This is a genomic window from Nocardia sp. CA-107356 (assembly GCF_050946365.1).
In the GTDB taxonomy this organism is placed as follows: domain Bacteria; phylum Actinomycetota; class Actinomycetes; order Mycobacteriales; family Mycobacteriaceae; genus Nocardia.
The window spans coordinates 5,522,919-5,548,262 of record NZ_CP191992.1 but is presented as its reverse complement, the minus strand read 5'-3'; the positions used below and the strand labels follow the sequence as shown (position 1 = coordinate 5,548,262).

General features: G+C 65.5%; 22 protein-coding genes and 1 pseudogene. 10 read left to right on the top strand and 13 right to left on the bottom strand.

The window, feature by feature from the left end; all coding sequences use genetic code 11:
• The first annotated feature begins 1 nt into the window (after position 1).
• From ACQP1G_RS25135 to ACQP1G_RS25115, 5 genes and pseudogenes are all read left to right on the top strand, one after another.
• Positions 2 to 1,273 (top strand): ABC transporter substrate-binding protein, encoded by a 1,272-nt coding sequence (locus ACQP1G_RS25135; RefSeq protein WP_433192037.1) that lies wholly within the window; start codon positions 2 to 4, stop codon positions 1,271 to 1,273.
• A 229-nt stretch (positions 1,274 to 1,502) separates the two neighbouring features.
• Complete coding sequence (locus ACQP1G_RS25130) at positions 1,503 to 2,708, top strand: cytochrome P450 family protein (RefSeq protein WP_433192036.1); 1,206 nt, start codon at positions 1,503 to 1,505, stop codon at positions 2,706 to 2,708.
• A 444-nt stretch (positions 2,709 to 3,152) separates the two neighbouring features.
• Entirely contained in the window at positions 3,153 to 3,560 is a 408-nt protein-coding gene (locus ACQP1G_RS25125; RefSeq protein ID WP_433192035.1) for a hypothetical protein, read from the top strand.
• A gap of 121 nt (positions 3,561 to 3,681) precedes the next feature.
• A pseudogene (locus ACQP1G_RS25120) lies at positions 3,682 to 3,777 on the top strand (IS982 family transposase); the annotation flags it as partial.
• A gap of 1,228 nt (positions 3,778 to 5,005) precedes the next feature.
• Positions 5,006 to 5,413, top strand: coding sequence for a VOC family protein (locus ACQP1G_RS25115; protein ID WP_433192034.1), 408 nt, complete (start codon positions 5,006 to 5,008; stop codon positions 5,411 to 5,413).
• On the opposite strand, the gene ACQP1G_RS25110 is transcribed toward ACQP1G_RS25115, so the two are convergent.
• Positions 5,366 to 6,163, bottom strand: a complete 798-nt coding sequence (locus ACQP1G_RS25110) for a HugZ family protein (protein WP_433192033.1) — start codon at positions 6,161 to 6,163, stop codon at positions 5,366 to 5,368. The genes ACQP1G_RS25115 and ACQP1G_RS25110 overlap by 48 nt on opposite strands.
• A 193-nt stretch (positions 6,164 to 6,356) precedes the next feature.
• Between ACQP1G_RS25110 and ACQP1G_RS25105 the strand changes: the two genes are divergently transcribed.
• Positions 6,357 to 7,451: a hypothetical protein gene (locus ACQP1G_RS25105; RefSeq protein WP_433192032.1), complete on the top strand. Its 1,095-nt coding sequence runs from the start codon at positions 6,357 to 6,359 to the stop codon at positions 7,449 to 7,451.
• Positions 7,452 to 7,862: 411 nt separating this feature from the next.
• Here the strand turns inward: ACQP1G_RS25105 and ACQP1G_RS25100 are convergent, their stop codons facing one another.
• From ACQP1G_RS25100 to ACQP1G_RS25080, 5 genes are all read right to left on the bottom strand, one after another.
• Positions 7,863 to 9,113 carry a lipase family alpha/beta hydrolase gene (locus ACQP1G_RS25100; RefSeq protein ID WP_433192031.1) on the bottom strand — a complete coding sequence of 417 codons (1,251 nt, stop codon included), beginning with the start codon at positions 9,111 to 9,113 and terminating at the stop codon, positions 7,863 to 7,865.
• Between the two features lie 148 nt (positions 9,114 to 9,261).
• The gene (locus tag ACQP1G_RS25095; protein WP_433192030.1) at positions 9,262 to 10,248 is read right to left on the bottom strand and encodes an SMP-30/gluconolactonase/LRE family protein; all 987 of its coding nucleotides are present in this window, start codon (positions 10,246 to 10,248) and stop codon (positions 9,262 to 9,264) included.
• 554 nt (positions 10,249 to 10,802) lie between these two features.
• Positions 10,803 to 11,519 carry a metal-dependent hydrolase gene (locus tag ACQP1G_RS25090; protein WP_433192029.1) on the bottom strand — a complete coding sequence of 239 codons (717 nt, stop codon included), beginning with the start codon at positions 11,517 to 11,519 and terminating at the stop codon, positions 10,803 to 10,805.
• Between the two features lie 44 nt (positions 11,520 to 11,563).
• Positions 11,564 to 11,971: a DUF4913 domain-containing protein gene (locus ACQP1G_RS25085; protein ID WP_433192028.1), complete on the bottom strand. Its 408-nt coding sequence runs from the start codon at positions 11,969 to 11,971 to the stop codon at positions 11,564 to 11,566.
• A 34-nt stretch (positions 11,972 to 12,005) separates the two neighbouring features.
• A complete protein-coding gene (locus ACQP1G_RS25080) occupies positions 12,006 to 14,264 on the bottom strand; it encodes a serine/threonine-protein kinase (RefSeq protein ID WP_433192027.1) in 2,259 nt (752 codons plus the stop codon).
• A 159-nt stretch (positions 14,265 to 14,423) separates the two neighbouring features.
• Here ACQP1G_RS25080 and ACQP1G_RS25075 point away from each other — a divergent pair, with 159 nt between their 5' ends.
• Positions 14,424 to 14,978, top strand: coding sequence for a cysteine hydrolase family protein (locus ACQP1G_RS25075; RefSeq protein ID WP_433192026.1), 555 nt, complete (start codon positions 14,424 to 14,426; stop codon positions 14,976 to 14,978).
• Between the two features lie 54 nt (positions 14,979 to 15,032).
• On the opposite strand, the gene katG is transcribed toward ACQP1G_RS25075, so the two are convergent.
• The 4 genes from katG to ACQP1G_RS25055 form a co-directional block, all read right to left on the bottom strand.
• Positions 15,033 to 17,267 carry a catalase/peroxidase HPI gene (gene katG / locus ACQP1G_RS25070; protein ID WP_433192025.1) on the bottom strand — a complete coding sequence of 745 codons (2,235 nt, stop codon included), beginning with the start codon at positions 17,265 to 17,267 and terminating at the stop codon, positions 15,033 to 15,035.
• A gap of 39 nt (positions 17,268 to 17,306) precedes the next feature.
• Entirely contained in the window at positions 17,307 to 17,729 is a 423-nt protein-coding gene (locus tag ACQP1G_RS25065) for a Fur family transcriptional regulator (protein ID WP_433208786.1), read from the bottom strand.
• A 1,154-nt stretch (positions 17,730 to 18,883) separates the two neighbouring features.
• Positions 18,884 to 19,966 carry an acyl-CoA dehydrogenase family protein gene (locus ACQP1G_RS25060; protein WP_433192024.1) on the bottom strand — a complete coding sequence of 361 codons (1,083 nt, stop codon included), beginning with the start codon at positions 19,964 to 19,966 and terminating at the stop codon, positions 18,884 to 18,886.
• A gap of 18 nt (positions 19,967 to 19,984) precedes the next feature.
• Positions 19,985 to 21,166 carry an acyl-CoA dehydrogenase family protein gene (locus tag ACQP1G_RS25055; RefSeq protein WP_433192023.1) on the bottom strand — a complete coding sequence of 394 codons (1,182 nt, stop codon included), beginning with the start codon at positions 21,164 to 21,166 and terminating at the stop codon, positions 19,985 to 19,987.
• A 226-nt stretch (positions 21,167 to 21,392) separates the two neighbouring features.
• Between ACQP1G_RS25055 and ACQP1G_RS25050 the strand changes: the two genes are divergently transcribed.
• Entirely contained in the window at positions 21,393 to 22,190 is a 798-nt protein-coding gene (locus ACQP1G_RS25050) for a hypothetical protein (RefSeq protein ID WP_433192022.1), read from the top strand.
• A gap of 21 nt (positions 22,191 to 22,211) precedes the next feature.
• Here ACQP1G_RS25050 and ACQP1G_RS25045 read toward each other — a convergent pair whose 3' ends face one another.
• Genes ACQP1G_RS25045 through ACQP1G_RS25035 form a run of 3 tightly spaced genes read right to left on the bottom strand, consistent with a single transcriptional unit; the run spans position 22,212 to position 24,235 of the window.
• Entirely contained in the window at positions 22,212 to 23,213 is a 1,002-nt protein-coding gene (locus ACQP1G_RS25045; protein WP_433192021.1) for an ACP S-malonyltransferase, read from the bottom strand.
• Between the two features lie 12 nt (positions 23,214 to 23,225).
• Positions 23,226 to 23,879, bottom strand: a complete 654-nt coding sequence (locus ACQP1G_RS25040; RefSeq protein WP_433192020.1) for a TylF/MycF/NovP-related O-methyltransferase — start codon at positions 23,877 to 23,879, stop codon at positions 23,226 to 23,228.
• Positions 23,846 to 24,235: a hypothetical protein gene (locus tag ACQP1G_RS25035; protein ID WP_433192019.1), complete on the bottom strand. Its 390-nt coding sequence runs from the start codon at positions 24,233 to 24,235 to the stop codon at positions 23,846 to 23,848. The genes ACQP1G_RS25040 and ACQP1G_RS25035 overlap by 34 nt, the downstream gene beginning before the upstream one ends.
• Positions 24,236 to 24,431: 196 nt before the next feature.
• Between ACQP1G_RS25035 and ACQP1G_RS25030 the strand changes: the two genes are divergently transcribed.
• Positions 24,432 to 24,863: a hypothetical protein gene (locus ACQP1G_RS25030; RefSeq protein WP_433192018.1), complete on the top strand. Its 432-nt coding sequence runs from the start codon at positions 24,432 to 24,434 to the stop codon at positions 24,861 to 24,863.
• Positions 24,860 to 25,321 carry a 3-hydroxyacyl-ACP dehydratase FabZ family protein gene (locus ACQP1G_RS25025; protein ID WP_433192017.1) on the top strand — a complete coding sequence of 154 codons (462 nt, stop codon included), beginning with the start codon at positions 24,860 to 24,862 and terminating at the stop codon, positions 25,319 to 25,321. The genes ACQP1G_RS25030 and ACQP1G_RS25025 overlap by 4 nt, the downstream gene beginning before the upstream one ends.
• Positions 25,322 to 25,344: the final 23 nt, after the last annotated feature.

Here is a 25,344-nt window from a genome sequence, read left to right as displayed (position 1 = left end):
AATGAAGAAAACAAGGTTGCTGTGGTGGGCCGCGCCGGTGCTGGCGGCGGCGCTCGCGCTCACGTCGTGTTCCGCCGACTCGACGAGCGGCGGGCCCGAATCCGTTGGCCCGGTTAAGGTTTCCGACGGCGGGCTGAAGGGTGATCCGATCCTCATCGGGTCGATCTGCAGCTGCACCGGCCCGGCAGCGGCGTCGGTGGGACACGCCGCCGATGTGCTGCAGGCCTGGACGTCGTGGGTCAACGATCGCGGCGGAATCAATGGGCACCCGGTCAAGCTCGTGGCATACGACGACGAGCAGAATCCGACAACTGCGCTGGCCGTTGCGAAGAAGCTGGTCGAACAGGACAAGGTGGTCGCAATCGTCGGCCAGACCAGTCTGGTCAGTTCGAGTTGGCAGAACTACGTCGACAGCAAGGGCATTCCGGTCATCGGTGGACAGCCGGTCGACGCCCCGTTCATCACCGATCCGAACTTCTTCGCTTCCGGAACCACGCTGCCGGTGCTGATGCTGGGTGAGGTGGCCCAGGCCGAACAAGCGGGCGCGAAGACCCTCGGCGTCTATTACTGTGCCGAAATCCCGGTCTGCGAGCAGCTTCCGCAGATGCTGAAGCCGATGGCCGAACAGGCCGGTCTGGGATTCTCAGCGGAGAAAGTCGCGATTGCCGCACCGAACTACATCGCTCCCTGTCTGGCGTTCAAGAACAAGGGTGTCGACGCGGTATTCCCTGGCGTCTCGGTCGAGGCGATTTCGCGCATCGCGGCATCGTGTGCGCAGCAGGGTTACAAACCGATTCAGGCTCCTACCGGCGTGAGCCTGCAGAGAGCGTGGGCCACGGACCCGAACTTCGAGGGCAGCATCTTCGCGGGCTCGAACGCGCTGTACACCGATGACTCGATTCCGGCCATCAAGGACTTCGGCGACGCCCTCGACAAGTACATACCGGGCCTTCGGGGCAGCGGGGACTTCAGCGCGCCGCTGTTGTGGCCGTGGGCAGGTGGGCAGCTGTTCCTGGCGGCGGCCACAGCGGCCAACCTCTCCCCGTCTTCGACGAGCGCGGATGCGATCAAGGGACTGCGCGCATTGCGCGAGGAGACCCTCGACGGTCTCGCTCCGCCGCTGACCTTCATCGAAGGCCAACCGGGGTTCCCGCTGTGCTACTTCACCGGAAACACCAAAGGCGGTGTATTCCACTCCGCCAACGGTGGTAAGCCGACGTGCATCGACCAGGCAACTGCGGCTGCGCTGATGAAGGCACTCACACCGTCGTAACCATCCGAGCCCATGGTCGGCGAGGCGGCGGCGTTGGGCCGCCTCGCCGACGCATTCCTCGACACATTCGACGGTCCGATATCGAGTTATGTTCTTGCGCCTCGGAATTCGTTTACCAGGCACAAGATCCCGATTCGTCGGGCCACCCATCCGTCCGCGATCGAGACTGACCCGGCACGCACTCACACGATCTGTCGTGCCACCTGTCGATCACACCATTGGAGCCGACATGACGGAATCTGTCATCCAGCTGCCCACCCCCGGCGAGACGGTCCTGCAGACCTATGAACGCATCCGCCAGCACGGTCCGATCGTTCCCATCGAATTTCCTGGAGGTGTTGCGGTCTGGGCGGCGGTCAGTCATCGCGCTGCCAGTGAGCTGCTCGCCGGTGACGGAACGCTCTTCAGCAAGAATGCCGGGAACTGTCCAGCACTGCACGATGGCACCATCGCGGCCGATTGGCCGATGCGCACCCTCACCGATATGGACCACATGCTCAACAAGGACGGCGAGGATCACCGACGGCTGCGCAAGACGATCAGTAAGGCATTCACACCCGCCCGAGTGGCCGCGCTCGAACCTCGCATCCAGCGAATCACCACCGAACTCATCGACGCCTTCCCGCTCGACAACGGCTCGGTCGATCTCGTCTCCGCATTCAACACCCCGCTCCCCGTGCGGGTGATCTGCGAGCTGTTCGGGATACCCGACGACGAACAAGAACTGATCCGGGACTGGACCACCACGCTCGTATCGCATACCAGCACCGCCGAGCAGATGCAGGCAGCGATGCAGGCGATGACCGCGTACCTCGCGGAGTTGATCGAGCGCAAACGGCGCACGCCCGGCGACGATCTCACCACGGCGCTGCTCGAGCCCGACGGCAGTGGCCTGACCAGCGACGAAATGGTGAGCATGCTGTGGTTGGCGATCGCGGCCGGGCACGAGACAACCGTGCACCTGCTCGGCAACGCGATCATCACGCTGTGTACCCACCCCGCACAGCTCACCAAAGCCCAGAGCGAGGACCGGTGGGGCGATGTCGTGGAGGAGGTCCTGCGGTACCGCTCGTCGGTGTTCACCGTCAATCTCCGCTATCCGCTGCAGGACGTCACGATCGCCGGAGTCGATATTCCCGCGGGTGCGCTCATCACGTGGTACGGCGGAGTCGGCCGGGATCCGGAGCACTATCCCGATGCCGATACCTTCGATATCGACCACGATCACCGCGATCAGCTGGCCTTCGGCCGCGGGCCGCATATCTGTCTCGGCGCGCCGCTGGCCCGGTTGGAGATCCGGATCGCATTAGCCACACTCTTCGGCCGATTCCCCCAATTGAGCCTGGCCTGCGATCCCGAACAGCTCCCGTACCCGCCCCAGATAATGACGTCCGGACCGCTGTGCCTGCCGGTGCATTTGAAGACCATTGCGTGACGGGTGAAATCGGCTGAATCGGTCGGCTCCGACCGATAGCTGCATCAGTCGATGATGCCGGCCCCGGATCGGCGAGGCTCCATTCGGGGCATTCCGAGAGATATCCGTCCGGGCCGGGGACGGACGCGCTGTCGTAGCCGCCGAGATGATTCCAGGTGCCGCCGAGACGGTCGATGACGCCGCCGAGGTGCAAACTCGACCGCGACGTTGTCCAGGTCGCCGCCAGCGCCCGCCGCATCGCAATCCTCGGCGCCGAGGATTGCGCCGCAGCGCCGGCGACGAAGCTCACCCAGGTGCCCGCCGCCGCAGGCGCCGATTCGAGCGGTTCCCCCACGGCAGCGGGCAATGGGCTGGACCATGGATGCTGGCGGTGCAATGCGCACCGCGTCTCTTCCCGTTGTGTTCCGCGATCTATGTCCGCCAACACAGGAGGAACGAAGCCCCATGATGACTACCCCGAACTCTCCGCGCCCTGCCCGCATCGCGGCTGTCTTCGCCGCGATGGCCGCGGCCTCGGTGGCGGCTGCCGCTCCCGCGCTCGCCGCTGCGACCCTCGACATCACCAGTGCCGGATCGAACATGGTCCAAATCGACTACACCTGCGACGACTCCGCCGGGGTGGCGAGCATCCAGGCGATGATGGGCGACCCCAACGCCGACCGTCCCGCCGCCCAGGGCGCCCAGAACTCCGTCGACTGCAACGGTTCCCCACAGAGCGCCACCGTCCCCCTGACGGTGGACCCCAGCCAGCCACCGCTGACCGCGGGTTCCGAGGCGCAGGTGCGGGTAGCGCTCGTCGACCGTAACGGCACCGTGGTCTCCGGACAGGCAAAGAAGTTCACCGTGCAGTAGCGCGCACCGATTCCGCACTGGTGCAATTGATTTCACCTTTCAAGCCGCCGAAACCCCACGGTCGGCCAAGCGTACGTTTCCTACGCTTGGCCGATCGCCGTTGCCATCGGCAATGCTCGACGTGTCGCAACCCATCCTCGCCATGACCGCGGCCAGCTGGCACAACGACAAGATCGGCGCACCGATCCACCGGTCCCGCGCCGGCTACGACCACTGACCCCTGGAATCAATCATCTGGTTCCACTGCGGCCGACCCGCGCCGCGAGCCGCCATGTCGCTGGCGGTTGTCGCGCCTACACTGTGCTGCAGAGGTCACTTCGAGTCCGGCTCGCACTTCACAGCGCCATGCGCGGGCCGCAAACTCCCTGCATGGGTGGCGAAATAGTGGCGCACCTGCGATTTCCTAGGAAATTTCTGCTTTTCCTCTATGCACCGTTAACTGATCGTGCGTAAACTGTGACCAAACTGAAACGAAAGTGGACAGCCGGAAGATCGGTAGCCCTGCGGATGCTCGGTCGAAAGCGACCACACGTCCGGCAAACTGCCCGCGAGGTCAGCAAGCGGAAATTCCACAACCAACTCGCGATCTGCAGTCTTCCGTCCGTCACCGCAACGAGGACGTTGAGACCCCTGCGACACCGCGGTCCGTCACGATGGCCGCGCGATTGCATGACGTCGCCGCAGAGCTGAGCGTCCCCATAACACCAGAGTGTTGCATCGGCGAGCCCCAGCGGCTCTTGGCCCCAAGGTCCGCGCTGTCCGGCCACGCTGCCGGAACCCGAACCCGTTCCTCCCCGATCAAGAAACCGATCCACAATGTCGGATCGCCGGCCCTCATCCCACCAGCGTCGCTCGCATCGCGAATGTCGCTCTGGGCACCACGGGCAAGGCGCCGCGGCCGCAGAGCACAGATTCAGAGAACAAGATAACCACTATCACCAAAGGAGTTGGCAATGCACAAAACGGTCGAAAACGCACTACATCAGGATTTCCATCGCTGGACCGAACTGGTCGACCGCGCCGCACATGCGGAGAACGAAGTCGAGCGAGAGAAACCGGCTTTGGCTGCGGCGGAGCTGGAAAAGCGGTGGATCCACACCGCCGCCGAAGACTGGAGAAGCCTGCACGACCAATGGTGCGAAAGAATCAACTGGACGCGAGCAAGTGTGAAGTCTGAGTTGCGCTCTGCTTCGAGTCGGATCGCCGAAGCGAACTGCGCATGTGAACGTCGAGGCACCTACGAGCTCGAGCGGTCCGGCACCGGTGACGTCTCAGGTGGGTGTGCACCGGCTCGTTGACGAGTCGCCGTGCCACAGATGTAATGCGATAGTTCGGCGAGCAGCGCACGTCCGACGCGCAACAGCCTCTCCAGATGCCGACCGCGCCCGATCCAGGTGCCTCGTGTTGACCAATTCGCCAACACACAAGCGGGCGGCGAGGTTCGGATGCGGCAAGCTGGCACCGAGCCGCCGAAACCGGGCTCGAGCCGTCGAACCTACGTCAGGTCAGCCGCCCATCGCAGTCACCGGGCCGAACGGAGCTCGTACAAACTCCATCCGGCCCTGCCCGGCGGGAGCCGCATCGGACTGTTCTCGTTCCTGGCCCCACCCGCCCGTCGCAGCTGGCCCGAGGCCGCCGGACTGCGCCATCTTGCCTTCGCCGTGCGAGACGCCGCCGCGACCCTGACCAACCTGGCCGCACAGGGCTTGCGAACCGAAGAGCTGCGCGTCAACGCGACCACAGGCAGCCTTACGGCCTTCTTCGACTCCGACGACCTGCCGCTCGAGCTCGACCGGGTCGCGCCATCACTCCTCGCGCGATCGCCGCGTCAATTCGACTGTCGCCGAGCGTAATTCGTCCGCGGAATCGATCCTCGTCACATAGCCCACCCGTGTCCGCGCCACGCCGCGCGGCGTCACGACCCGCAGGTCCAGCCCATACCGATCGGCGCGTTCGCACATCGCCTCGGTCGCGTCCGGATACCCGCCCAACACCTGCGCCATCGACAACAGCGCGTCGGCGTGATCGTTATTGAGATGCGCAATCGCCCGCCCTGCCACCGGAATCACCGGATCCGGCGCGGCCGCGAGATACTGCTCGGCACTCGCCGAATCCATCCGCCCATAGCCGCCGACCCAGCGAATCCGCCGCACCCGCAACACCCACAGCGAGAAATCGCTGTAATCCACGTAGTACTTCGCCGCGGGCACCGCCGCCAGATGCGCCTCGCGCGCCGCGATCGCCTCGTCACCGACCGGACGCTCCACCACTCCGGCCAGCGTGATCCGCGTTCCGGCCAACGGATCGGCGGGCATCTCGGGCGACACCACCGACAGACTGGCCCGCGGATCGGCCGCGAGATTGCGCCCGTGCTCGGCCATCTGCGAGACGCACAGCACCGGCTGCCCCGCCATCAGCCCATATGTGATGAACGACGCCCATGGCCCGCCGTCCGCACTCAAACTCGCCAATGTCGCGGTATTCGTCGCCGCCGCAACGGTTCTGGCCTCTTCGGCCGTTGAGGGCCGGGCGGAATTCACCACCGGCGTGGTCGGCTGTGGAATCGAAGGCGCGTCGCCCGGATCACCGTGATCGAGAGTCATACCGTCCATCCTCGCAGGTATCCACAGCCGTCCAACGTGGTGTCCGGCCGCGAGCGACGGGGCGGGGGAGTAGCGCAGCGTGGTCGCGCAGGGGCGCGGGAGCGCCGACATCGGACACCCGAAACGCCGACGACCGGATATCGAAGCAATCGATCGCGCGCACAATGGCGGCCGATCGGCAAGACTGGCGTGCGTGACCCGATACGCATTCGACGCCGACCGCAACGCCTTGGTCGCCATCTGGGCGACCGGACGTGGCGATCTCGCGACAACGGTGGCCGAGCTGCCACCGACAACACCCGACCAGGCAACGAGTTTGGCGTCGAATCTGACCACCCTGTCGCGCTTCCAGTGGCGCACCTACACTCATCCGGCAAGTGCCGCAGGCGATCCCGACATCCCCAATAGCGAGGCCTGGCGACGCGCGGAGGAGCGCCGCAACTTCAAGGAGGTCGAAGCCGGCATCCGCACCCCGAACCTGCCGACCGACCAGGGTCTGGTCGTCTCCTACAGCGGCGTGGTCGAATCCGCGCACCGTGTGGGCCGCACCCTGCACGCCATCGACGATTCCGCACTGCGCGACACCATCGCCGCCGAGGTTCGCACCGAACAGGCTGCCATCGAATCCGCCGAACTGGGTGATCTTTCCGGCCGCGCCCGCCAAGCGGTCGAGCTGTCGCGCCCGGATGTCTCACCCGCCCAGGTGCAGGCCGCCGACGAACTGTTGTGCGCCGATCCGCTCGGCACCGTCGAACTGTTCACCGAACTCGATCCCGCTTCGGCCTCCGTCGCGGCCGCGCATTGGCTCTACGCCGCCGCTGAAGTAGCGGGCGAACTCGCGGGAGTGGCGACCGCCGATGTGGTCGTCGAGGCCGACGATATCGAAGCACTGCAAGTCGAGACCCCGACGTTGGTGCTGGAACGCCTCACCACCGGGGAGAGCCCGACCGAGGTCGTCGTCGATCTCATCGCCGAGGCCATGGCCGTCTCGGAGGGGCATGTGCCAGCGCCGTGGGCCGTCGTGGCCCGCGTCGCCGAAATCGAAGAGCAGGCCCGCAAATTCGACCTCGACAGCGCCACCCGCGCCGCCCTCCTCGACGAATTCCGCATCAGCCGCCTCGATCCCACCCGCCCGGCGCTCGACCTCCTGGAAGACCTCCTCGACGGTATCCGCGGCTGTCTGCTGCTGTACGCGGCCCACACCGAGGGCACGGACGCGGAGATCGAAGCCCAATTCGCAGCGGATGTGCGAGGTGAAGCCGAAACCCATTCCGACCAACTGTTCTGATCGGGTCCGCCGCAGCAGGCGGCGGTGCCGCGGTGGTTCCTGCTCGGTCGGAGCGCCCACTCTTGTCTGCGGAATAGCGGGGAGTGGGCGCTGCGCTCGGCGCGCGTACTGGTCTGCCGCACCGCCCGACCGCTCCGTGGGTGTCGCAGGGTTCTTTCATCGACAGCTCACGTACATCAACGCGATCGGGCCGACTTTGTCGGCGGTGAGAGCATGCCGCGGCCACTTGCCGCATCTCGGTGTGCGACAGTGCAGTCGCGGTCGAGCCGAGACGGCGCCGAGAGCGTGCACTGTGTCGCCGATAGTTGGCAGAGGGTGCCGGATTCGGTCGAAAGTGCACGCTCTCAGCGGAGTTCATGCTGGCAGGTGGATCAGTTCCGCGGCGAGGATCGTGACGCTGGACTCTGCGGTTCAACCACAGCGCACCGACACTTGGCGCACATCGTCAGCGAGCCAACGAACCAGCGCCGCATAGACGCCGTCGTGGTTGAGCAGCGTGAAGTGGTTGGCTCCGGGAATGTGCAGACCGTTGGCGTCGTCGAAACCGATGCGGCGGGCACGGTTTCGGCCGGAGCCGCTGGCCGGAAGGACGAGGCCGTCGCCGATGACGCGGCCGAGCGGGTGACGGGGGCTGCGCGTGACGCTGGCGGTAACGAAGTAGTGGTCGGCGCAGTCCAGCAGCGGTACCTCGCGAATCGCTCTGCGGCGCAAGGCGTCCGCGTCCAGGCCGTGCCAGTCCTCGTCGACGAGCGAACCCTGGCGCAGGTCGCGGATGCCGGCGCTGCGGCGCCGCAGCAGCCGCCCGAACGGCCGGGTCTCCGGCACCCGCACCAAAGCGGCCGACGCGTAATGAACGAGCTGTTCGAGCGGCGCGCCCAGATGCGGTGACCCGAGACAGACGATCTGCCGGACCCTGCGCACCCACGGCAGGTCGGCTTGATCGGCGTCATGACACGCGCCCCGTGCGATCAGCCCGCCCATGGAATGGCCGACGAGCGCGATCTGCTCGACCTCGACCGGCCAGTGCTCGACCAGACGCCGCAGCATCGCATTCAACAGACGGGCGTTCTCGGAGATGTGCAGCCCACTGTTGTATCGCACCATCAGCGTCGTGCAGTCGAGGTCGCCTTCGAGCCGCTCGGCATAGCTGGGGCGCCCGCCGAGCCGCCACGCGTGCTCGGTCTCCACCAGGCCGTGCAGAAAGACCGCGATCCGCGGGCGTGGGTTCGACACCACGTCGCCGACCCAACCCGGCGCGACCGGCTCGCCATACACCCGAAACGTCATCGGCCCGGCCAAAATCGGCCGCTCATCCTCGAGACTGTCACCGATCAACCCCTGCAGAGCAGCAAGGAATCCGGACCCGTACACCGTGCGCGACGGCACCGGGGCGCCGGGCACATCCACGGTCCGTTCCGCCAGCGCCGCCACTGCGACCGCGGTGCCACCGACCAGGCGATACACCCCATCGGTAATCGCATCGTGCACCACCTTGACCGGCTGCGCCGCAGGCCCGACTCCCAACTGCACCGCTGCGAACACCCGATCGGAGACGGCACGATGTACCTCCGCGATCCCGCCGACCGCCCCACCGATCTCATCGCCCGCCAACCGCGCGAGTGCCCGAATCTCCGCCTGTCGCTGCCGCCCGGCCTCACTCATATTTTCAGTGTACAACCGTTCACTGAAATCTGCGTGTCGGCAAATCTCCACCGCATTCGCATCCCAGATGTCAGTCGCCGAATTCACGGCGCGGTGCCACATGTCTCTTGGTGGTCGCACACGTGTGGACGAACGGCGCTCGCTGCAGCTATGACGGCACCTGGCTCACGGCGACGGCGGTTTCGGTGAGGCTGCCGAGGTACAGGGTGCCGTTGTATTCGACGACGCCGGTGACCATCGCGTAGTCGGTGCCCTCGGTCTGCAGGTCGTGCACGATCTTTCCGTCGAAGTCGACCGCCAGCACCCAGACGGTCCGCGGCGGCGTCGGTTGTAACCAGTCCGGCAGTGCCCAGACGATGCGGCGCAGGATGCCGGGCAGCGGGAGTAGGCGGTCCAGTAACGGGTTTCGTGGCGAGGGCAGGGTGATCCACACCAGGCCGTCGCTGCCCAGTGCCATATTGTCCGGGAAGCCCGGCAGGTTCTCGATCAGCAGGTCGTGGGTGCCTGCCTTGGGGCCGCTGAGCCAATAGCGGGTCACGCGGTAGGCCGCGGTTTCGGCGACGAGGACGCAGGAACCGTCGGGGGACAGGACTACGCCGTTGGCGAATTGCAGTCCGTCGATGAGGGTTTCGAGCTTGCCCGATGGATCGAGGCGGAACAGGCGGCCGGTGCCGGAATGCTCCAGCAGATCGCCGCGCCACTGATGCAGGGGAAAGCGCCGCGAGGACGCGGAGAAGTAGATCGTGCCGTCGTCGGCGCGAACCACATTGCTGGCGAAGGGGAGTGGTTCGCCGTCGACCTCGTCCACGAGCACATCGAGTGCGCCCGCTTTGTCCAGGCGCAGCAGTCCGCGATCGAAATCGCAGATCAGAATCGACCCATCGGCGTCGGCATGCATGCCGAGCGGTCGGCCGCCGGTTTTCGCCAGCAGGGTTACCGCACCGTCCGCGGGGTCGATGCTGTAGATCGAACCGTCATCGACTCCCGCGATAACCCGGCCCTCGGCGGTGCGGATCACATCCTCGGGTGCCGTGCCGGGGAGTTCCAGTCGGGTGACCGGGGGAAGTGGTGTGGCGCTCTGTGTTTCGTGAGCACGGGGTGGGGCAATGGGTGGCGTCCAGCGCTGTGGCTGCATTGTCGATCCGGCGACCATGGCTCAGCGTATCCCGGCACCGCGGCCAACCGGTTGGAACCCGGTCATCTGAAAGACATGTCCATACGTAGATATGCGCATCTACGCATGTAGCCTAAACAAGGACCAATGATGTCCGGCTTCGCCGGACACTGCATAGAGGAGAAGAGGTCATGCGGTGGCCGCCGAAAAGTGCGGCGCGGCCGGTGCCCCCACGGCCAGGGGAGGGGAGGTGCCTTCCAGGAAGGTGCGATGCCGCAGTCGAGGGACGGGATGCAAATGTTCGGAGTGATGAATATCCGCCCCGCGAAGACCTCGATGCAGCAGACCTCTTGGCGGCTGGTCATCTGGCTAGGAAGAGATCATCCAGATCCGGTCATGAAATGATTCATGTGACTATCGGGATATGCGAATCAATCTATGAAACTGTCTACTCCACTACACATCGCACCGAACAATCAACAAAACCAGCAAAGACGCCGGGGCCGCTGGGCAGGCACAGGCTGCAGCGGACCCCGTCGGAGACCGATCACCGCCGGTCTCCGACGACCGAACCGCTAGGGATTCACAGTGAAGACGTGCCACAGCACGGCAAGGGTGGCCAATGTGAAGAACGGTGATACGATCCAGGTTTCGACCTTGTTCCCGGTCCGATCGATGACCGGCACGCGGGTGCGCAGGGAGAACGGCCAGAAGAGTCGGCACCCCTTATCGGTGAGGCAATCACCGGCGAGGTGGGCGAGCGCGCCGAGCCCGACGGAGAACGGCAGCCATGCCGGTTTGTCGGTGATCCAATGGTCCATCGCGAACGTCCCCGCCGCGGCCAGGATAATGACCGTGCCCCAGGCCTCGATGCCCTCGCCGGAGGGGCACAGATGCAGTGCGCGCACCGCGAGGGCGAGCAGGAAGAAGACCAATCCGAGGGTGAAATACCGTCCGATCCAATGCTCGCCCGCCCAGGTCCCGTAGGTGATGGCGATGACGAAGGCGAACGAGTGTGTGGCGTGCCGATGCCCGCCGGAGATCCAGGAGATCAAGCGGCACAGGTGATAGGAGATCGGACCGAGCACGTGCGCGATCGTGCCGTTCGGATGGTCCGCGTCGGGCAGCAGAGCAGCCCCGGCCGTAAGGAAAGTACCGAGCAATACCTCGACGGCGCCGAGATGCGCGCCCCCGCTGGGCAATACCGGATACACCAACGCCGAGATGGGCAACGTCGCCGCTGCCACCGACCAGGCGAAAGCGCCGCTGGTCGCATGTGAATGTCCTAGCACTGCATGAACGTTAGTTGACCGCAGGCCGTTTCAAATAAACGCGACTAACCGGTGGGTGAAAAGGTATCGGGGGGAGGTGATTTCACCGATAGCGGCCAGATACGGTCTGTGTGCCCGTTGTGCATGGAACATCCGGCGAATGGTCCGTTGGGGTCGAGCAGCACGTTCATGTGGCTATCGGCATGGTCGAGGAACCATAGCGACATACCCAATCCATCATTGAGCCGGTAGCGCTCCCAGGATCGCCAGAGCGCTTCCAGGCGCGCGACGGCCTCGGTGTGCCGCCACCATTCGGGGCACCAGGCCAGGCCGTTATCGGCCACCTTGCGTCGGTAGACCTGGGATAGGTAGTTTTCGACGAACTCCACCACCGATCCATAGATCTGCGTCCGCTGCTCTTTCATGGCGCCCCCGAAGCCCGTGGCATTCCGAACAGCTTCGAGGGTAGTCACGAAATCTACTGAGGTCCTTGGTGAAACCTTTGCATTATTCGGGTCGCCGGGATCGTGGATCGACGATCCGATCGAGGGCGTGCAGATCCGATTCGAGTGCGTAGAAGATGCGCAGCGCACCGACGAAGGCGAAAAGGGTGACGACACAGAGGATGACGGTCGGGCCGACCACCGTTTGCTGCTGCGCCGCATCGAGGTAGATCAGGCCGCCCGCGACACCGATCAGTGGTACCGATGCGGCGATGCCGAGGTATATCCGGCTGCGTCGAGCCAGCCGTCGCAACCGGACCGCGTCGTCGGGGGAGGTCTGGCCGGTGCCGAGCAAACCAGGGTAGTACCAGCGCAGCATGAAGAATGTGACCGGGAAGTAGGAGTACACGACCGAGACCGCTGCAGCGACAATATGGGATGCGATGAGGTTCATCGTGAATCGCGTTGTGAGGTCCGACGTGTAGGCCAAGTAGGGTAAGAAAATCACCAGCGACAACGCCCAACCAGTGAACGCGACCACCGCGATGCGGTCGCCACAGGCCAGAGTGTCGGCGCGCGCGTGTGCGAGGGTCTGTTCGTCGAAGTGTTTGCCGCGCCGCAGTCCGGCGGGCACGATGAACACCAGTCGGCACCAATACAACAGCACGACAATGCCGATGGGGTAGCCGATCGCGCCGACGAGGATTGCGAGGTGCAGGAGTCGGGCGCTGGCGTCGGGGGTGAATTCGACGTTGAGGAGCCGTGTGTCGTGCGCCCAAAGGTAGAGCACGCCGAGGACCTGCCCGAGCAGGCTGGACAGCGTGACCACCGGCATCGGCCGCATCCGCAGTTTTGCGCGGATGCTGTGTGATGGCGGGTCGACGAGGTCGCGGGCGGCGCGGTCGAGGGTGAGGTCGAGTTGGTTGGCGAGTTCGGCACCGGTGGCGAATCGATGGGCCGGATCGGGGGATAGGCAGGTGAGCAGGGCATGCTGCAGAACCGCCGGGCAGTCCGGTGGGATATCGGCGGTGAACCGATCGCCGATCGGTCGGCGGCGTAGTTCGATCATCCGCTCGAGTGAGGTATCCGATTCGCCCGCAGTGCGTTCGTCGGCGAAGGGGAGTCGCCCGGTGAGCAGTTCCCACAGCACGACGGCGAGCGCGTAGAGATCGCTGCGGGTGTCGAGGTCCGCGGCGGTGGTGGTCATGGCCGGATGGCAGGCCTCGAGTTGTTCGGGGGACATATAGGACAGTGATCCGCCGAAGTAGGCGGCCGGGCTCGCGCCCGGGATGTGGCGGCTGAAGCTGATATTGAAGTCGGCGAGTTTGGGTTGTCCATCGACGGTGAGCAACACATTGGCGGGTTTGATATCGCGATGCAGCACACCTGCGTGGTTGGCGTAGTCCAATGCCGACGCGAGCCGACTGCCCAGCCATGCAACGGCTTCCGGCCAGCTCAGCCGTGCGAGCTCGGCACGGGTCTCCGATGGTTGCGGTTCGAGCACCCCACCGCTGGCCGCGGCCTCGTCGACGGCGTCGAGCAGTAGTCGGCCGGTCTTGCCTTCGACTCCGGTGCGGCGTAGCAGTCGCAGCACGCCGAGCAGGGTGCCGCCCGGTACGTACTGCATGTACATCAATTTCAGGTGCTGGTCGGCGATGCGGCGTTGGTCGAAGACGCGCACGATGTGTTCGTGATCGAGCTGGGCCAGCGTCTGTCCTTCGCTGCCGCGGTCGTGGGAGATCTTGACCGCCACCAGCCGCTGCATCGAGCGCTGTCGTGCCAGGAAGACCCGCCCGAACGCGCCCTGGCCGAGCAGGATCAACATGTCGAAATCGTCAACGGTCGCGCCGGGATTGATGGTGTCGAGGGTGGCCTGCGCGGCCGGATCGGCGAGCAGCGTGGTCCGGAAGTGATCGGCATCGAGCCGGTCGGCGATCCGCGCCATCTGCTGGGTATATCGCTGCTCGTACTCGGTGAGATCGAGATCTCGGTCGAGTTCGCGGCGCGCGGTGATCTCCTCGTAGATCAAATCTGGCGGCAGTGGCGCGATGTCGAGTTCGGGGAATTCGGCCCGGTACTCGTCGAGGCGTTTACCCCCCTGCCTGCGTACCGAGCGATGGTGCAGATCTACCTTGATCAACTCGATCAACGCCGATCGCCGCAGTGCACGCTCGGTGGGGAGGTGGGCGGCCAGCTCGGGCGGTTCGGCCGCGGACTCCCACGCGCCCGCGAACTCGGCGACCGTCTGTGCCAGCACAGTCTGTGTCACCTTCGCGCGGTCCCGGCCGTTTTCCGGCGGTACAGCGCCGAACTGCGTATTCATCGTCGGTTCACTCGATCGGATTGGTGTCCCGGACAGAACCGAGAATTTTCGATTCTCGCGGCCCGTTTCCGATCCTAGTCGCGGGCTGGTCCCGCCGGTCGATTCGTAGTTGAGTAATCGCGGGAGCAAGCGCCGCTGGACCAGTAGGAGGAGATCTTCATGAGCACGCTGTCGGATCGACCGAACACCGCGTTGATAGTGATCGACGTGCAGAACGGTGTCGTGAGCGAGGCGTATCAGCGGGATACGGTCGTCGCGAATATCGGCGCACTTGTCGAGCGGGCGCGGGAGCAGGGTGTTCCGGTCGTCTGGATCCAGCACTCCAGTGCGGAACTGGTGCCGGGCAGTGCGCTGTGGGAGTACGTGCCGGAGCTGGTGCGTGCGGAGTCGGAGCCGTTGGTGCACAAGGAGTTCGGCGACTCGTTCGAGGATACCGAGCTGGCGCGGGTGCTCGCGGAGGCCGGAGTCGGACGCCTCGTGGTGACCGGCGCGGAGACCGATGCCTGCATCCGGTCCACGATCCATGGCGCCTTCGCGCGGGGATACGACGTGACGCTGGTCAGCGATGGGCATACGACGTTCGACAAGAGCGAATGGGGTGCGCCAGCGCCGGAGCAGGTCATCGCGCACACGAACCTGTATTGGCGATTCCAGACCGCGCCAGGGCGCACGGCGGCAGTCGCGGAGACGAAGGAAGTCAGCTTCGTAGAGTGAAATGCACGGCGCCCCGCGAACTGTGGGAGTTCGCGGGGCGCTGCACGTCCGTTATCAGACCAGATCGAACCGGTCCAGGTTCGACACCTTGACCCACGCGGCGATGAAGTCCTTGACGAACTTCTCCTTCGCGTCGTCGGTCGCGTAGACCTCCGCGACTGCGCGCAGCTGCGAGTTCGACCCGAAGATCAGGTCGACGCGGCTGCCGGTCCACTTGACCGCACCGGTGGCGCGATCCTTACCCTCGTAGGTCCCGTCGTCGGACGAGGTCGGCTCCCACTTCGTGTCCATGTCCAGCAGGTTCACGAAGAAGTCGTTGGTCAACGACCCGGGAGTCGAGGTGAACACGCCCAGCGGCGACTGGTTGTGGTTGGCGCCGAGCACTCGCAGACCACCGATGAGGGCCGTCAGCTCCGGAGCGCTGAGAGTCAGCAGGTTCGCCCGGTCGATGAGCAGGTATTCGGCCGGGAGGCGGGTGCCCTTGCCGAGGTAGTTGCGGAAGCCATCGGCGGTCGGCTCGAGTGCGGAGAAGGACTCCACATCGGTCTGCTCCTGTGTGGCATCCGTGCGTCCCGGCGTGAACGGCACCTCGACGTCGTAGCCGGCGTTCTTGGCGGCCTGCTCGACGGCCACGGCACCGCCGAGCACCACGAGGTCGGCGAATGACACCCGGGTGTTGCCGGTCTGTGCGGAGTTGAAGGACTCCTGGATGCCCTCCAAGGTGCGCACCACCTGTGCGAGGTCGTCGGGGCTGTTGACCTCCCACCCACTCTGTGGCTGCAGACGGATACGGCCGCCGTTGGCGCCGCCACGCTTATCGCTGCCGCGGAACGACGAGGTCGCCGCCCAGGCGGTCGAAACAAGCTGGGCGACAGTCAGACCCGAGGCGATGATCTGGCTCTTCAGTGCGGCGATATCGGCTGACCCGATGAGGTCGTAGTCAGCGGCGGGGACGGGGTCCTGCCACAGCAGGGTCTCCGCCGGAACCTCCGGTCCGAGGTAGCGGACCTTCGGCCCCATATCGCGGTGGGTGAGTTTGTACCATGCCTTGGCGAACTCGTCCGCGAGCTCTTGCGGGTTGTCGAGCCAGCGACGCGTGATCTGCTCGTATACGGGGTCGACCCGCAGCGAGAGATCCGTCGTCAGCATCACCGGGGTGTGCGACTTCGACGGGTCGTGGGCGTCGGCCACTGTGCCGGCCCCGCCGCCGTCCTTGGGGATGTACTGCCACGCACCGGCGGGGGACTTGGTCTTCTCCCACTCGTAGCCGTACAGGGTCTCGAGGAAGCTGTTGTCCCACTTCGTCGGAGTGGGCGTCCAGGTGCCCTCGAGGCCGCTGGTGATTGCGTCCTTGCCGACACCGGTGCCGAAGGCGCTCTTCCAGCCGAGGCCCTGCTCCTCGAGCGGCGCGGCCTCGGGCTCGGGGCCGACGAGGTCGGCGTCGCCCGCGCCGTGGGTCTTGCCGAAGGTGTGGCCGCCGACGATCAGCGCGGCGGTCTCGATGTCGTTCATGGCCATGCGGCGGAACGTCTCACGGATATCGGTGGCCGCGAGCAGTGGGTCCGGATTGCCGTTGGGTCCTTCCGGATTCACATAGATCAGACCCATCTGGACCGCGGCCAGCGGGTTCTCGAGATCCCTTGTGCCGGTGTAGCGTTCGTCACCGAGCCAGGTGTGCTCGGGACCCCAGTAGACGTCCTCCTCGGGCTCCCACTGGTCGACGCGGCCGCCGCCGAAGCCGAAGGTTTCGAAGCCCATATCCTCCAGCGCCACATTGCCCGCGTACACGATCAGGTCGGCCCAGGAGAGCTTCTTGCCGTACTTCTGCTTGACCGGCCACAGCAGGCGTCGAGCCTTGTCCAGGCTGGCGTTATCGGGCCAGCTGTTGAGCGGCGCGAACCGCTGCATGCCGGCACCGGCTCCTCCGCGGCCGTCGTTGATGCGGTAGGTGCCCGCGGCATGCCAGGCCATCCGGATGAACAACGGGCCGTAGTGGCCGTAGTCGGCGGGCCACCAATCCTGCGAGGTGGTCATCACCTCCACGATGTCGGCCTTCACGGCGGCCAGATCGAGGGTGTTGAATTCCGCGGCGTAGTCGAAGTCCGCGCCCATGGGGTTGGCTACGGCCGGATTCTTCTGCAGGATTTTGAGATTGAGCTGGTTCGGCCACCATTCACGGTTGTTGCTTCCGCCCTCGGCCGGGGACTTGAGCCGACCGGACATAACGGGGCAACCACCGGCGGTGGGTTCCGTGTTGGCCTCTCCGATGGGCGGATGTTCCTCAGGCACGGCAATTCCTTTCGGGGGAGTGAGTGAAACGGGCTGTGATCACGGCTGTGATCGGGACATGGGTGATGTCTTGGTCTTGCAGTCGGGGCACAGACCCCAGTAGATGACCTCGGCCTCATCGAGGACGAAGCCGTTGTCGTGCGAGGCGGTCAGGCACGGCGCCTCGCCGACAGCGCAGTCGACATCGGCGATGACGCCGCACGCCCGGCAAACGACATGGTGGTGGTTGTCGCCGACCCGAGTTTCGTAACGCGCAACCGAACCCATCGGTTGGATGCGCCGGATCAGCCCCGCGGCGGTCAGTGCGCGCAGCACGTCGTACACGGCTTGATGGGACACCGCACCGAGCGTGTCGCGCACGCGACCGAGGATCGAGTCCGTATCGGAGTGCGGATGCTCGTGCACGGCAGTCAGCACGGCAACCCGCGGCGCCGTCACACGCAGAGCAGCTCCACGCAACATGCGCTCGAATTCCGAAGTCGTGGACACATTCAGAAGTATGACTCATTCAAGTCTCCACGGGGAGGGAATCGCGAAACCTCGAGACGATCCCACAACGAGCCGAACCCGTCGGCCGTCCCGACTCTGATGAACGAACAAATCCACCGAACAGCGGCCGGGCAACCTGGCGATTGCCGCGAGGTCGAGCGATCGCGGTACGAAGTCGATTGGGATCATCGCCGAATGCACCCAGTCCTGCGTTGCGCGGTGGGCCGACAGGGAGCTCGCGTGCCGCAGCGGAACTGCGAGCCGCGAACGGTCACGGATCGTCAGCGGGGAAGCGCTGGTGCAGCGGCCTACTTGACATAATGTTGATTATCGGCGTTGCAACGGAGGCGCTGGGAGTGACTTTCTCTGCTTGTATGACGTTGGTGTGGTGTCCGATCCGGAAAAAGTTGCGTGTCGTCCGGGGGTAGGTGCGCGTGGTCCGATGTGGTGTATGAATCCGGAACCCGCGTGTTTGTGCATATTTTCCGTTGATTTGCGCATGGTTATGCAGTGATTGTTTTGTCACTGTGACGAATGTGGCTGGTGTGGTTTCTGAGGCGGGTTTCCGGAGCATGCAGGTTTTCCTGGAATTCTGTGTCCGGTTGGCGCTGCCGGTGTGCGTCTTGGGGATTTGGCGCTCCGGCGCGTGCAGGTTTGCCCGGACTCCGGATGTGAGGGTTGGTGGCCGGTGTGTGATGTTTCGGCGCTCGCATGTTTTTTCCGGATTTTCCGATGGGATGACTGTTCTTCTGGATTGTGTTGTGCCGCAACAGTGTTCGCCAATGATTAGGAATTATGTCAGGTAGAGGCTCCTTGATGGCATCTGTGCTGCCGTTTCGCCGTCCGGGCGGGCGTCATGACCTTCTTCCAGTTCGTCGCGTACGGATCGTTCACCCGCTTCGCGCCTGGCCGTCTTCCAATGGACTGCGAGGTCCTTCGGCGAGCTAGCGATCGGTACGCCAAGCGAGATTGACCGGTTGCGTGCGTTGGCTCCGATGGCGCGGCGGGATCGGATGGCCGGGCTCCGTTGCGAAGTGTTCCGGGGTGAACCGGGCGCGACTCCTTCCCTCCCCCTCCCTTCCCTATCGCTCAATACGTCACGGTGACGTTGCCGCGCCGCGGTCCTGCTATTTCGACCGCGGCACGGTCAGTGCGGTGGCCAGTGTGCGCAGTTGTTCGGTGGCTGCGCCGAACAGGAACTCGGTGCGCTTGGCGGCCAGGAAGTACCGGTGCACCGGGTAGTCCAGGAAGATGCCGATGCTGGCGTGCACGTGCACCATGGTGTGCGCCACCCGATGGCCTGCCTCGGCGGTCCAGAACTTGGCGGTCACGATCTCGGAATCGGCGGGCAGTCCCTGGGATTCGCGCCAGGCGGCCTGCCACAGGGTCAGCCGCACTGCCTCCACGTCGAGATGTCCGTCGGCCAGGCGCTGCCGGACGGCCTGGAACGAGCCGATGGGTTTGCCGAACTGCTGACGGGTCAGCGCGTACTCGCCGGTCAGCTCCAGCGCGCGCTCGACGACACCGAGTTGGTAGGCACATGCGGCGATGGTGGCGCGGCGACGGGCCCATCGTGCCGCGTCGTCGCCCGGCTTGCCGAGCACATTCGCGTTGGTCACCGCCACCGAATCGAGTTCCAGCAGTGCGGCATCGGAGCCGTCGATGACGTGCTGTTCGGTGAGCCGGAGTCCGGCGGTATCGCGGTCGAGGACGAAGAGCAGCGGGCCTTGCGGACCCAGCGCCTCCAGCACGACGGCATCGGCGAAAGCCCCCGCAGGAACTGCACTGTGGCTCCCGTCGAGCTGCCAGCCCTCAGCGGTCCGGGTCGCGGTGATCCGGTCGTCCTCGGTGGCTGGCGCGACGGCGAGCGTCGCGTCTCCGGCCGCGACCGGTGCGACCCACCGCTGGACCTGGTCGTCGCCGCCGAACGCGGCGATCGCGGCGGCACCTACGGCCACCGTGGTCAGATAGGGTACGGGCGCGGTCGCCCGGCCGAGTTCGATCAGTACGCTGCACTGTTCGAGCAGTCCGAACCCATTGCCGATCGGCGCGGGCAGGGTGGCCTCGATCAGCCCGGCGCGCAGCAGGGCGGCCCACAGTGGCCGATCGAATCCGCTGCTGTCGGGGGTGTGCTTGGCTGCCCAGTCGGCGAGCAGCGGGCGGGCGAGTCCGGACAGGTCGTCCTGGGTCTCGGTGAAGGTGAAGTCCATGAGTAGTCCTCTGCGGTATCAGCGGGTGACCGGCAGGCCGAGGGCGGTTTTGGCGATGATGTCGCGTTGCACCTCATTGGTGCCGCCACCGAAGGTCAGGATCAGCGAGGACCGGTGGAAACGCTCGATCCGGCCGCGCAGCAACGCACCCGGCGAATCAGTGCGCACGACGGCGGAGGTGCCGAGCACCTCCATCAGCAGTCGGTATGCCTCGGTGGCCAATTCGGTGCCGAATACCTTGGTCGCGGACGCGTCGGCGGGCCCGAGTTCACCCGAGTCCGCGGCCCAGGCGATGCGCCAGTTGCGCAGCTTCAGGTACTCGATGTGGGCGTGCACGCGCGCCAGGTGCAGCCGCACCCACTCGGCGTCGATGACCCGGGAGCCGTCGGCGCGGGTGGTGCGCTCGGCCCAATCCCACACCTGCCGCAGCGATTCCTGCAGTGGTGCAGCGGAAGTCAGTGCGACCCGCTCGTGATTGAGCTGGTTGGTGATCAGCGGCCAACCCGAATTCAGCTCTCCGACAACGCTCGTCGCGGGCACTCGCACATCGGAGTAGTAGGTCGCGCTGGTGCCGGGACCGGCCGTGGTGTGAATCTTGGTCCAGGAGAAGCCCTTCGCGCTGGTGGGCACGATCAGGATGGACAGCCCGCGATGCCGGGTGGCCTCGGGGTCGGTGCGCGCAGCCAGCCAGATGTAGTCGGCGTACTCGATCAGACTCGTCCACGCTTTCTCGCCGTTGATCACGAAGTCGTCGCCGTCGTGCACCGCGCGGGTGCGCAGTGCGGCCAGATCGGTGCCCGCCTCCGGTTCGGAATAGCCGATGGAGAAGTGCAGGTCGCCCTGCGCGATTCGGGGCAGGAAGTAGGACCGCTGCTCCGGTGTCCCGTAGCGCATGATGGTCGGGCCGACCGTATTGACGGTGAGGAACGGGAACGGGACGCCCGCCGCTGCGGCCTCGTCATTGAAGATCAGCTGATCCATGGCCGGCCGGTTCTGGCCGCCGAACTCCTCGGGCCAGCCCAGCGTCAGCCAGCCGTCGCGCCCGAGCGCGCGCACGACCTGCTTGTACGCCTCGGGCGCGCCGTACTCGCCGCCGGGCCCGGCCAATGCCTCCCGGATTTCCGGTGTCATGAGATCGGCGAAATAGGCGCGCAGTTGTTTGCGTAACTGCTGCTGCTCGTCGGTGAAGTCGATATGCATCCTGATCCCTTGGTCGGCACTGTATTCCGAATCCAAACTAGAACAGGTTCTCGATTCGATGTAGTCTCCGGAGACGGCAGGAAGCTGCCACGAGAACGGCAGCGACCTGTCGGCGCGGGGCGCGCCTGTAGACCAATCATGTTGTGTACCAATGTAGTTGACGTCACCAACGCCGGTGACCATGCTGTCTCGTATAGGTGATACGCCCATCGGGGAGGGCCGGAACATGAGCCAGGAAGTCGCCGGATTCATTCGGCGCGGACTCGCGCACGCGGACGCCGATCGCGCCGGCATCAACGAATTGCTGTCGGAATCCCGCCGCCTGATCGAGCGCGCGATGGACGAATACCGCACCGACCGCTCCGGTTCGGACGACATCATCCACCTGCGGCCCGGCGCGGGATGGGAGAAGGAGCTACAGCAACTGCTGAGCCGTGCCCGGCAGGAGGCCATGCTGGTGGTCTCGAGTCCGCTGCGGGTACAACCGAACTACCATGCGAGCCGGACGCTCGTCACCGACCTGCTGACCACCGGGCGGCAGGTGCGGCTGCTGTACTCGCGCCAATACGTCGAAACTCGCGATCCTGCATCACTATTGCAGCACCACCGGATACACGAGCGGACCAGGGTGGTCGACGCCGATCTCTACAACATGATCATTGTCGACAAGCGGATCGCGACTATTTGGGGCCGTACGGGCGAGCAGCGCCCGCACGGATTGGTGATACGCGATACGGGTGTGCTGCGCGTGCTCGATCCGTTGGCGCGGATTCTGTGGGAGTCGGCCAGCGATCTGTCGGTCCATCGCGACGGCCCGATCGGCCAGTTCGACGACACCTCGCTGGCCGTCCTGCAGGCCCTCAACGAGGGGCTGAAAGACGAGGTCGCGGCGCGGCGACTGCAGGTCTCGCTGCGAACCTACCGGCGATACGTGGCCGATATGATGGTGCGGCTGGGCGCGACCACCAGATTCCAGATCGGCGCTCGCGCAGCCGAACTCGGTCTTCTCCCACCTACCTGGTGAACGGTCCACACCGTGATACGGCTACCGGCCCGGCGGCTGGGGCAGCAACAACGCACCGGACCGGCCCCTGATCACGGTCGGCACCGCGATGGCCGCGGGCAGGGTCTTGCGAACGATGCCGACCAGCGCATCACGCGCGCCGCACTCGACGAACACCTTCGCACCCGACTCGTGGAGGTAGCGCAATGCGGCGCAGAAGCGGACCGGGCGCACGAGATGACTCGACAGCACTTCGGCGAAGTCGTCGTCATCGGTGTAGAAGCGCGCGAGAATCGGCGAATACACCGCGGTTCGCAACGGCCGCCGACCGCTGGTCACCGCATCGAGCCGGTGACGGAACTCCACGGCGGGTCCGGCGAGCAGCGGACTGTGGAAGGGGTACGCGGAGGCGATACGCAGGCTCGGGAGTTCGGCCTCGCGCGCGATCTTCTCCGCCCGCGACAATGCCTCACCCGGCCCGGCCAGCACCGTTTGATGCGGGCCGTTCTCGACCGCCACGACGAGCCCATCGGCCGCGAGCAGGTCGACCAACGCCTGCGATCGCCGAGCTGTACCGCGTACGGCGAGCATCCCACCGGCGTCCGCCGACCCGTTCAAACACTGAGATCGGAGATGGACGATCCGCGCGCCCTCCCCCGTGGTGAATACCCCGGCCGCGACCAGCGCTGCGACCTCACCGAGGCTGTGCCCGGCCAGCACCGCGGGATTGATCCCCTGGGAGCAGAGAATTCGGTACACGGCCACCGCGGTTCCGAACAAGACAAGCTGCAGTGTGTCCGGATCATCGGACAGCAGCTGCTTCAGGCTGGGCGGTGAACCGCTGAACAGGATCGGCGATATCGCCTCGGCTCCTGAAGATGTCAGCTCGCAGTCGATGTCGTCGAAGGTTCGGCCGACCTGCGGCCAGTCGCCGGCCAGATCGAGGAAGATCTCCTCGAGGTACGCGCCCTGCCCGGGGAACAGGAAACAGATCCCCGCGGCACTGTCGAAGCCGATGTTCGCGAGCGTGGGTTCGGCGGTCATCGGTGTCGCCGCCTACGCTTTCGTCGCCGAGGTCTTCACGCCGATCCGGCCCTGGGTGTCGATGCGGTGCAACAGCATCGGTTCGTCCAGCTTCGCGAAATACTCGTCGACGGCTTTCGTTGCGCCGCTGTATTTTCCGTAGTCGTCCAGGATGAGCACTCCGCCGACGGCCAAGCGCGGATACAGGTATTCCAGCTCGTGCCGGGTGGAATCGTAGAGATCGGTGTCCAGCCGGAGCAGTGCGATGGCCTCCGGCGCCTCGCCCGGGATCGTGTCCTGCACCAAGCCCTGCACGCACCGGAGGCGGTCGCGCGGATATCCGGTGGCGGAGACGGTTTCGAGCACCGAGGCCTGGTCGCTGCCTTCCTCCTGCACGCTGTCGGTGACGCTGGCCAGCAGATCCGCCAGCTTCATGTCGCCGGACGGGAGCTGTAGCTCGTCCACGTCCAGCGGTGTGTCCCAGGTCCAGTTGAAGGTGTCGTACAACCACACCGTGCGGGACAGCTCGCCCGCTTCGGCCAGGGTGGCCGCCGCGATCGCGGCGCTGCCACCGCGCCAGACACCGCATTCGACGACATCGCCCGCAATACCGGCCGCCACGATGTAGCGCGTCGCGAGCCGCAGCGAGTAGCTCATCGGCACCGAGGTCTGGGTGGCGTGCTGCACGCTCTCGTACAGCCGCAGGAATGCGGGATCCTGCTGCCGGATGTCGGGGAAGGTGGCGCGCGCGGCACTTCCATTGCCGCGACCCGAAGGGAGGCAACGGTTTCGGCTTCGGCGCCGGTCTGCAGCAGGCCGGTGGTGACGAGGTTGTCGATCACGCTGCGGGTGGCGGCGGCATCGTAGTGCGCGAGCTCGGCGACGACCTGATCGACTGTCGCCGGCCGGGAGAACCTGGACAGGACATCGGCTACCGCGGGTGTGACCTCCCGCAGGTCCAGCGGACTGTCGCTGTGGCCCAGTCGCACGTTGTCCACACCCCAGGCCAGGAAGGTGCCCGGCTTCGTCTGATACGTCGTCATGGATGACATCTATCTCGTCGGCGCAGCTCTCAGCGGTCGTTCGCAGGAAGATGCCGCCGGTGGCGGGCCGCGATCGCAATGTTGTGGCCACAACCTGCCAGCTATCGGAAACGGTGTGAAATCGCGCCTAACGTGGGGCCATACGGATGTGCACATCCGACAGTCACCTGGTTCTCGGCCCCGGAGGAAGATGGGTGTGCGTGTTCTCGACCCGACCGTCACAGAGCGGACCGTCGCGCGTCCCATCCGCGCATCGTTCGAACTCGAGTCCTGCGGCGCGCAGGAATTCCGCGCGCACTGGACTGTTAGTCCGGACGAACCGATCTTTCGTGGTCACTACCCGGGCTTCCTCATCTTCCCGGGCGTCTGCGTCATCGAATCGGCGCATCGAGCCGCCTCGGCACACGCATTCGCGCACGGTCGGCCGGTGCGCCTCGCCGCGATCGAGCACACCAGATTCAAGCGACCGGTTTTTCCCGCGAATCGAATCATAGTGTCCGGCAAGACCTTCGATGCCGCCGACGGAATCCATTTGCAGTGCGCGGCCACCGTGCACTCCATCCGCGAGGACGGCGAACCCGAGGAAGCCGCACGCATCCGACTGCGCTACGCGAGGCAGGCCCGGTGAACGCGTTCGGACCGGCCGAGATTTACCGGCTGCTGCCACACCGTTCGCCCGCGCTGCTGCTGGATCGCGTGATCGAAGTGGTTCCGGGCGAGCGTGTCACCGCCATCAAGGCGATCACCGTCGACGCTATCTGGTACGAGGGTGTCGACGGCGACGACTATGCCTATCCCGGGACGCTGCTCGTCGAATCGTTCGGGCAGGCGGCCGCCATCCTGCTGGCCGAAGCCTGGCGTCCGGGCAGCGGTATCACCGACGATGTCCCCATACTCGGTGGGCTGTCCGGCGTGCATTTCGACAAGCCGGTGCTGCCCGGCGACGTCGTGTGGCACCACGTACACGTCGATCGCGTCCTCGGCGACAATGCGCTCATCAGCGGCCGCAGCACCGTGGACGGCGACACCGTGATGCGGATCGATCAGGTGATTCTCGCATTGCGTCCCGAGCAACGAATCACGTGATCCCACACGACTATTGGCGATCG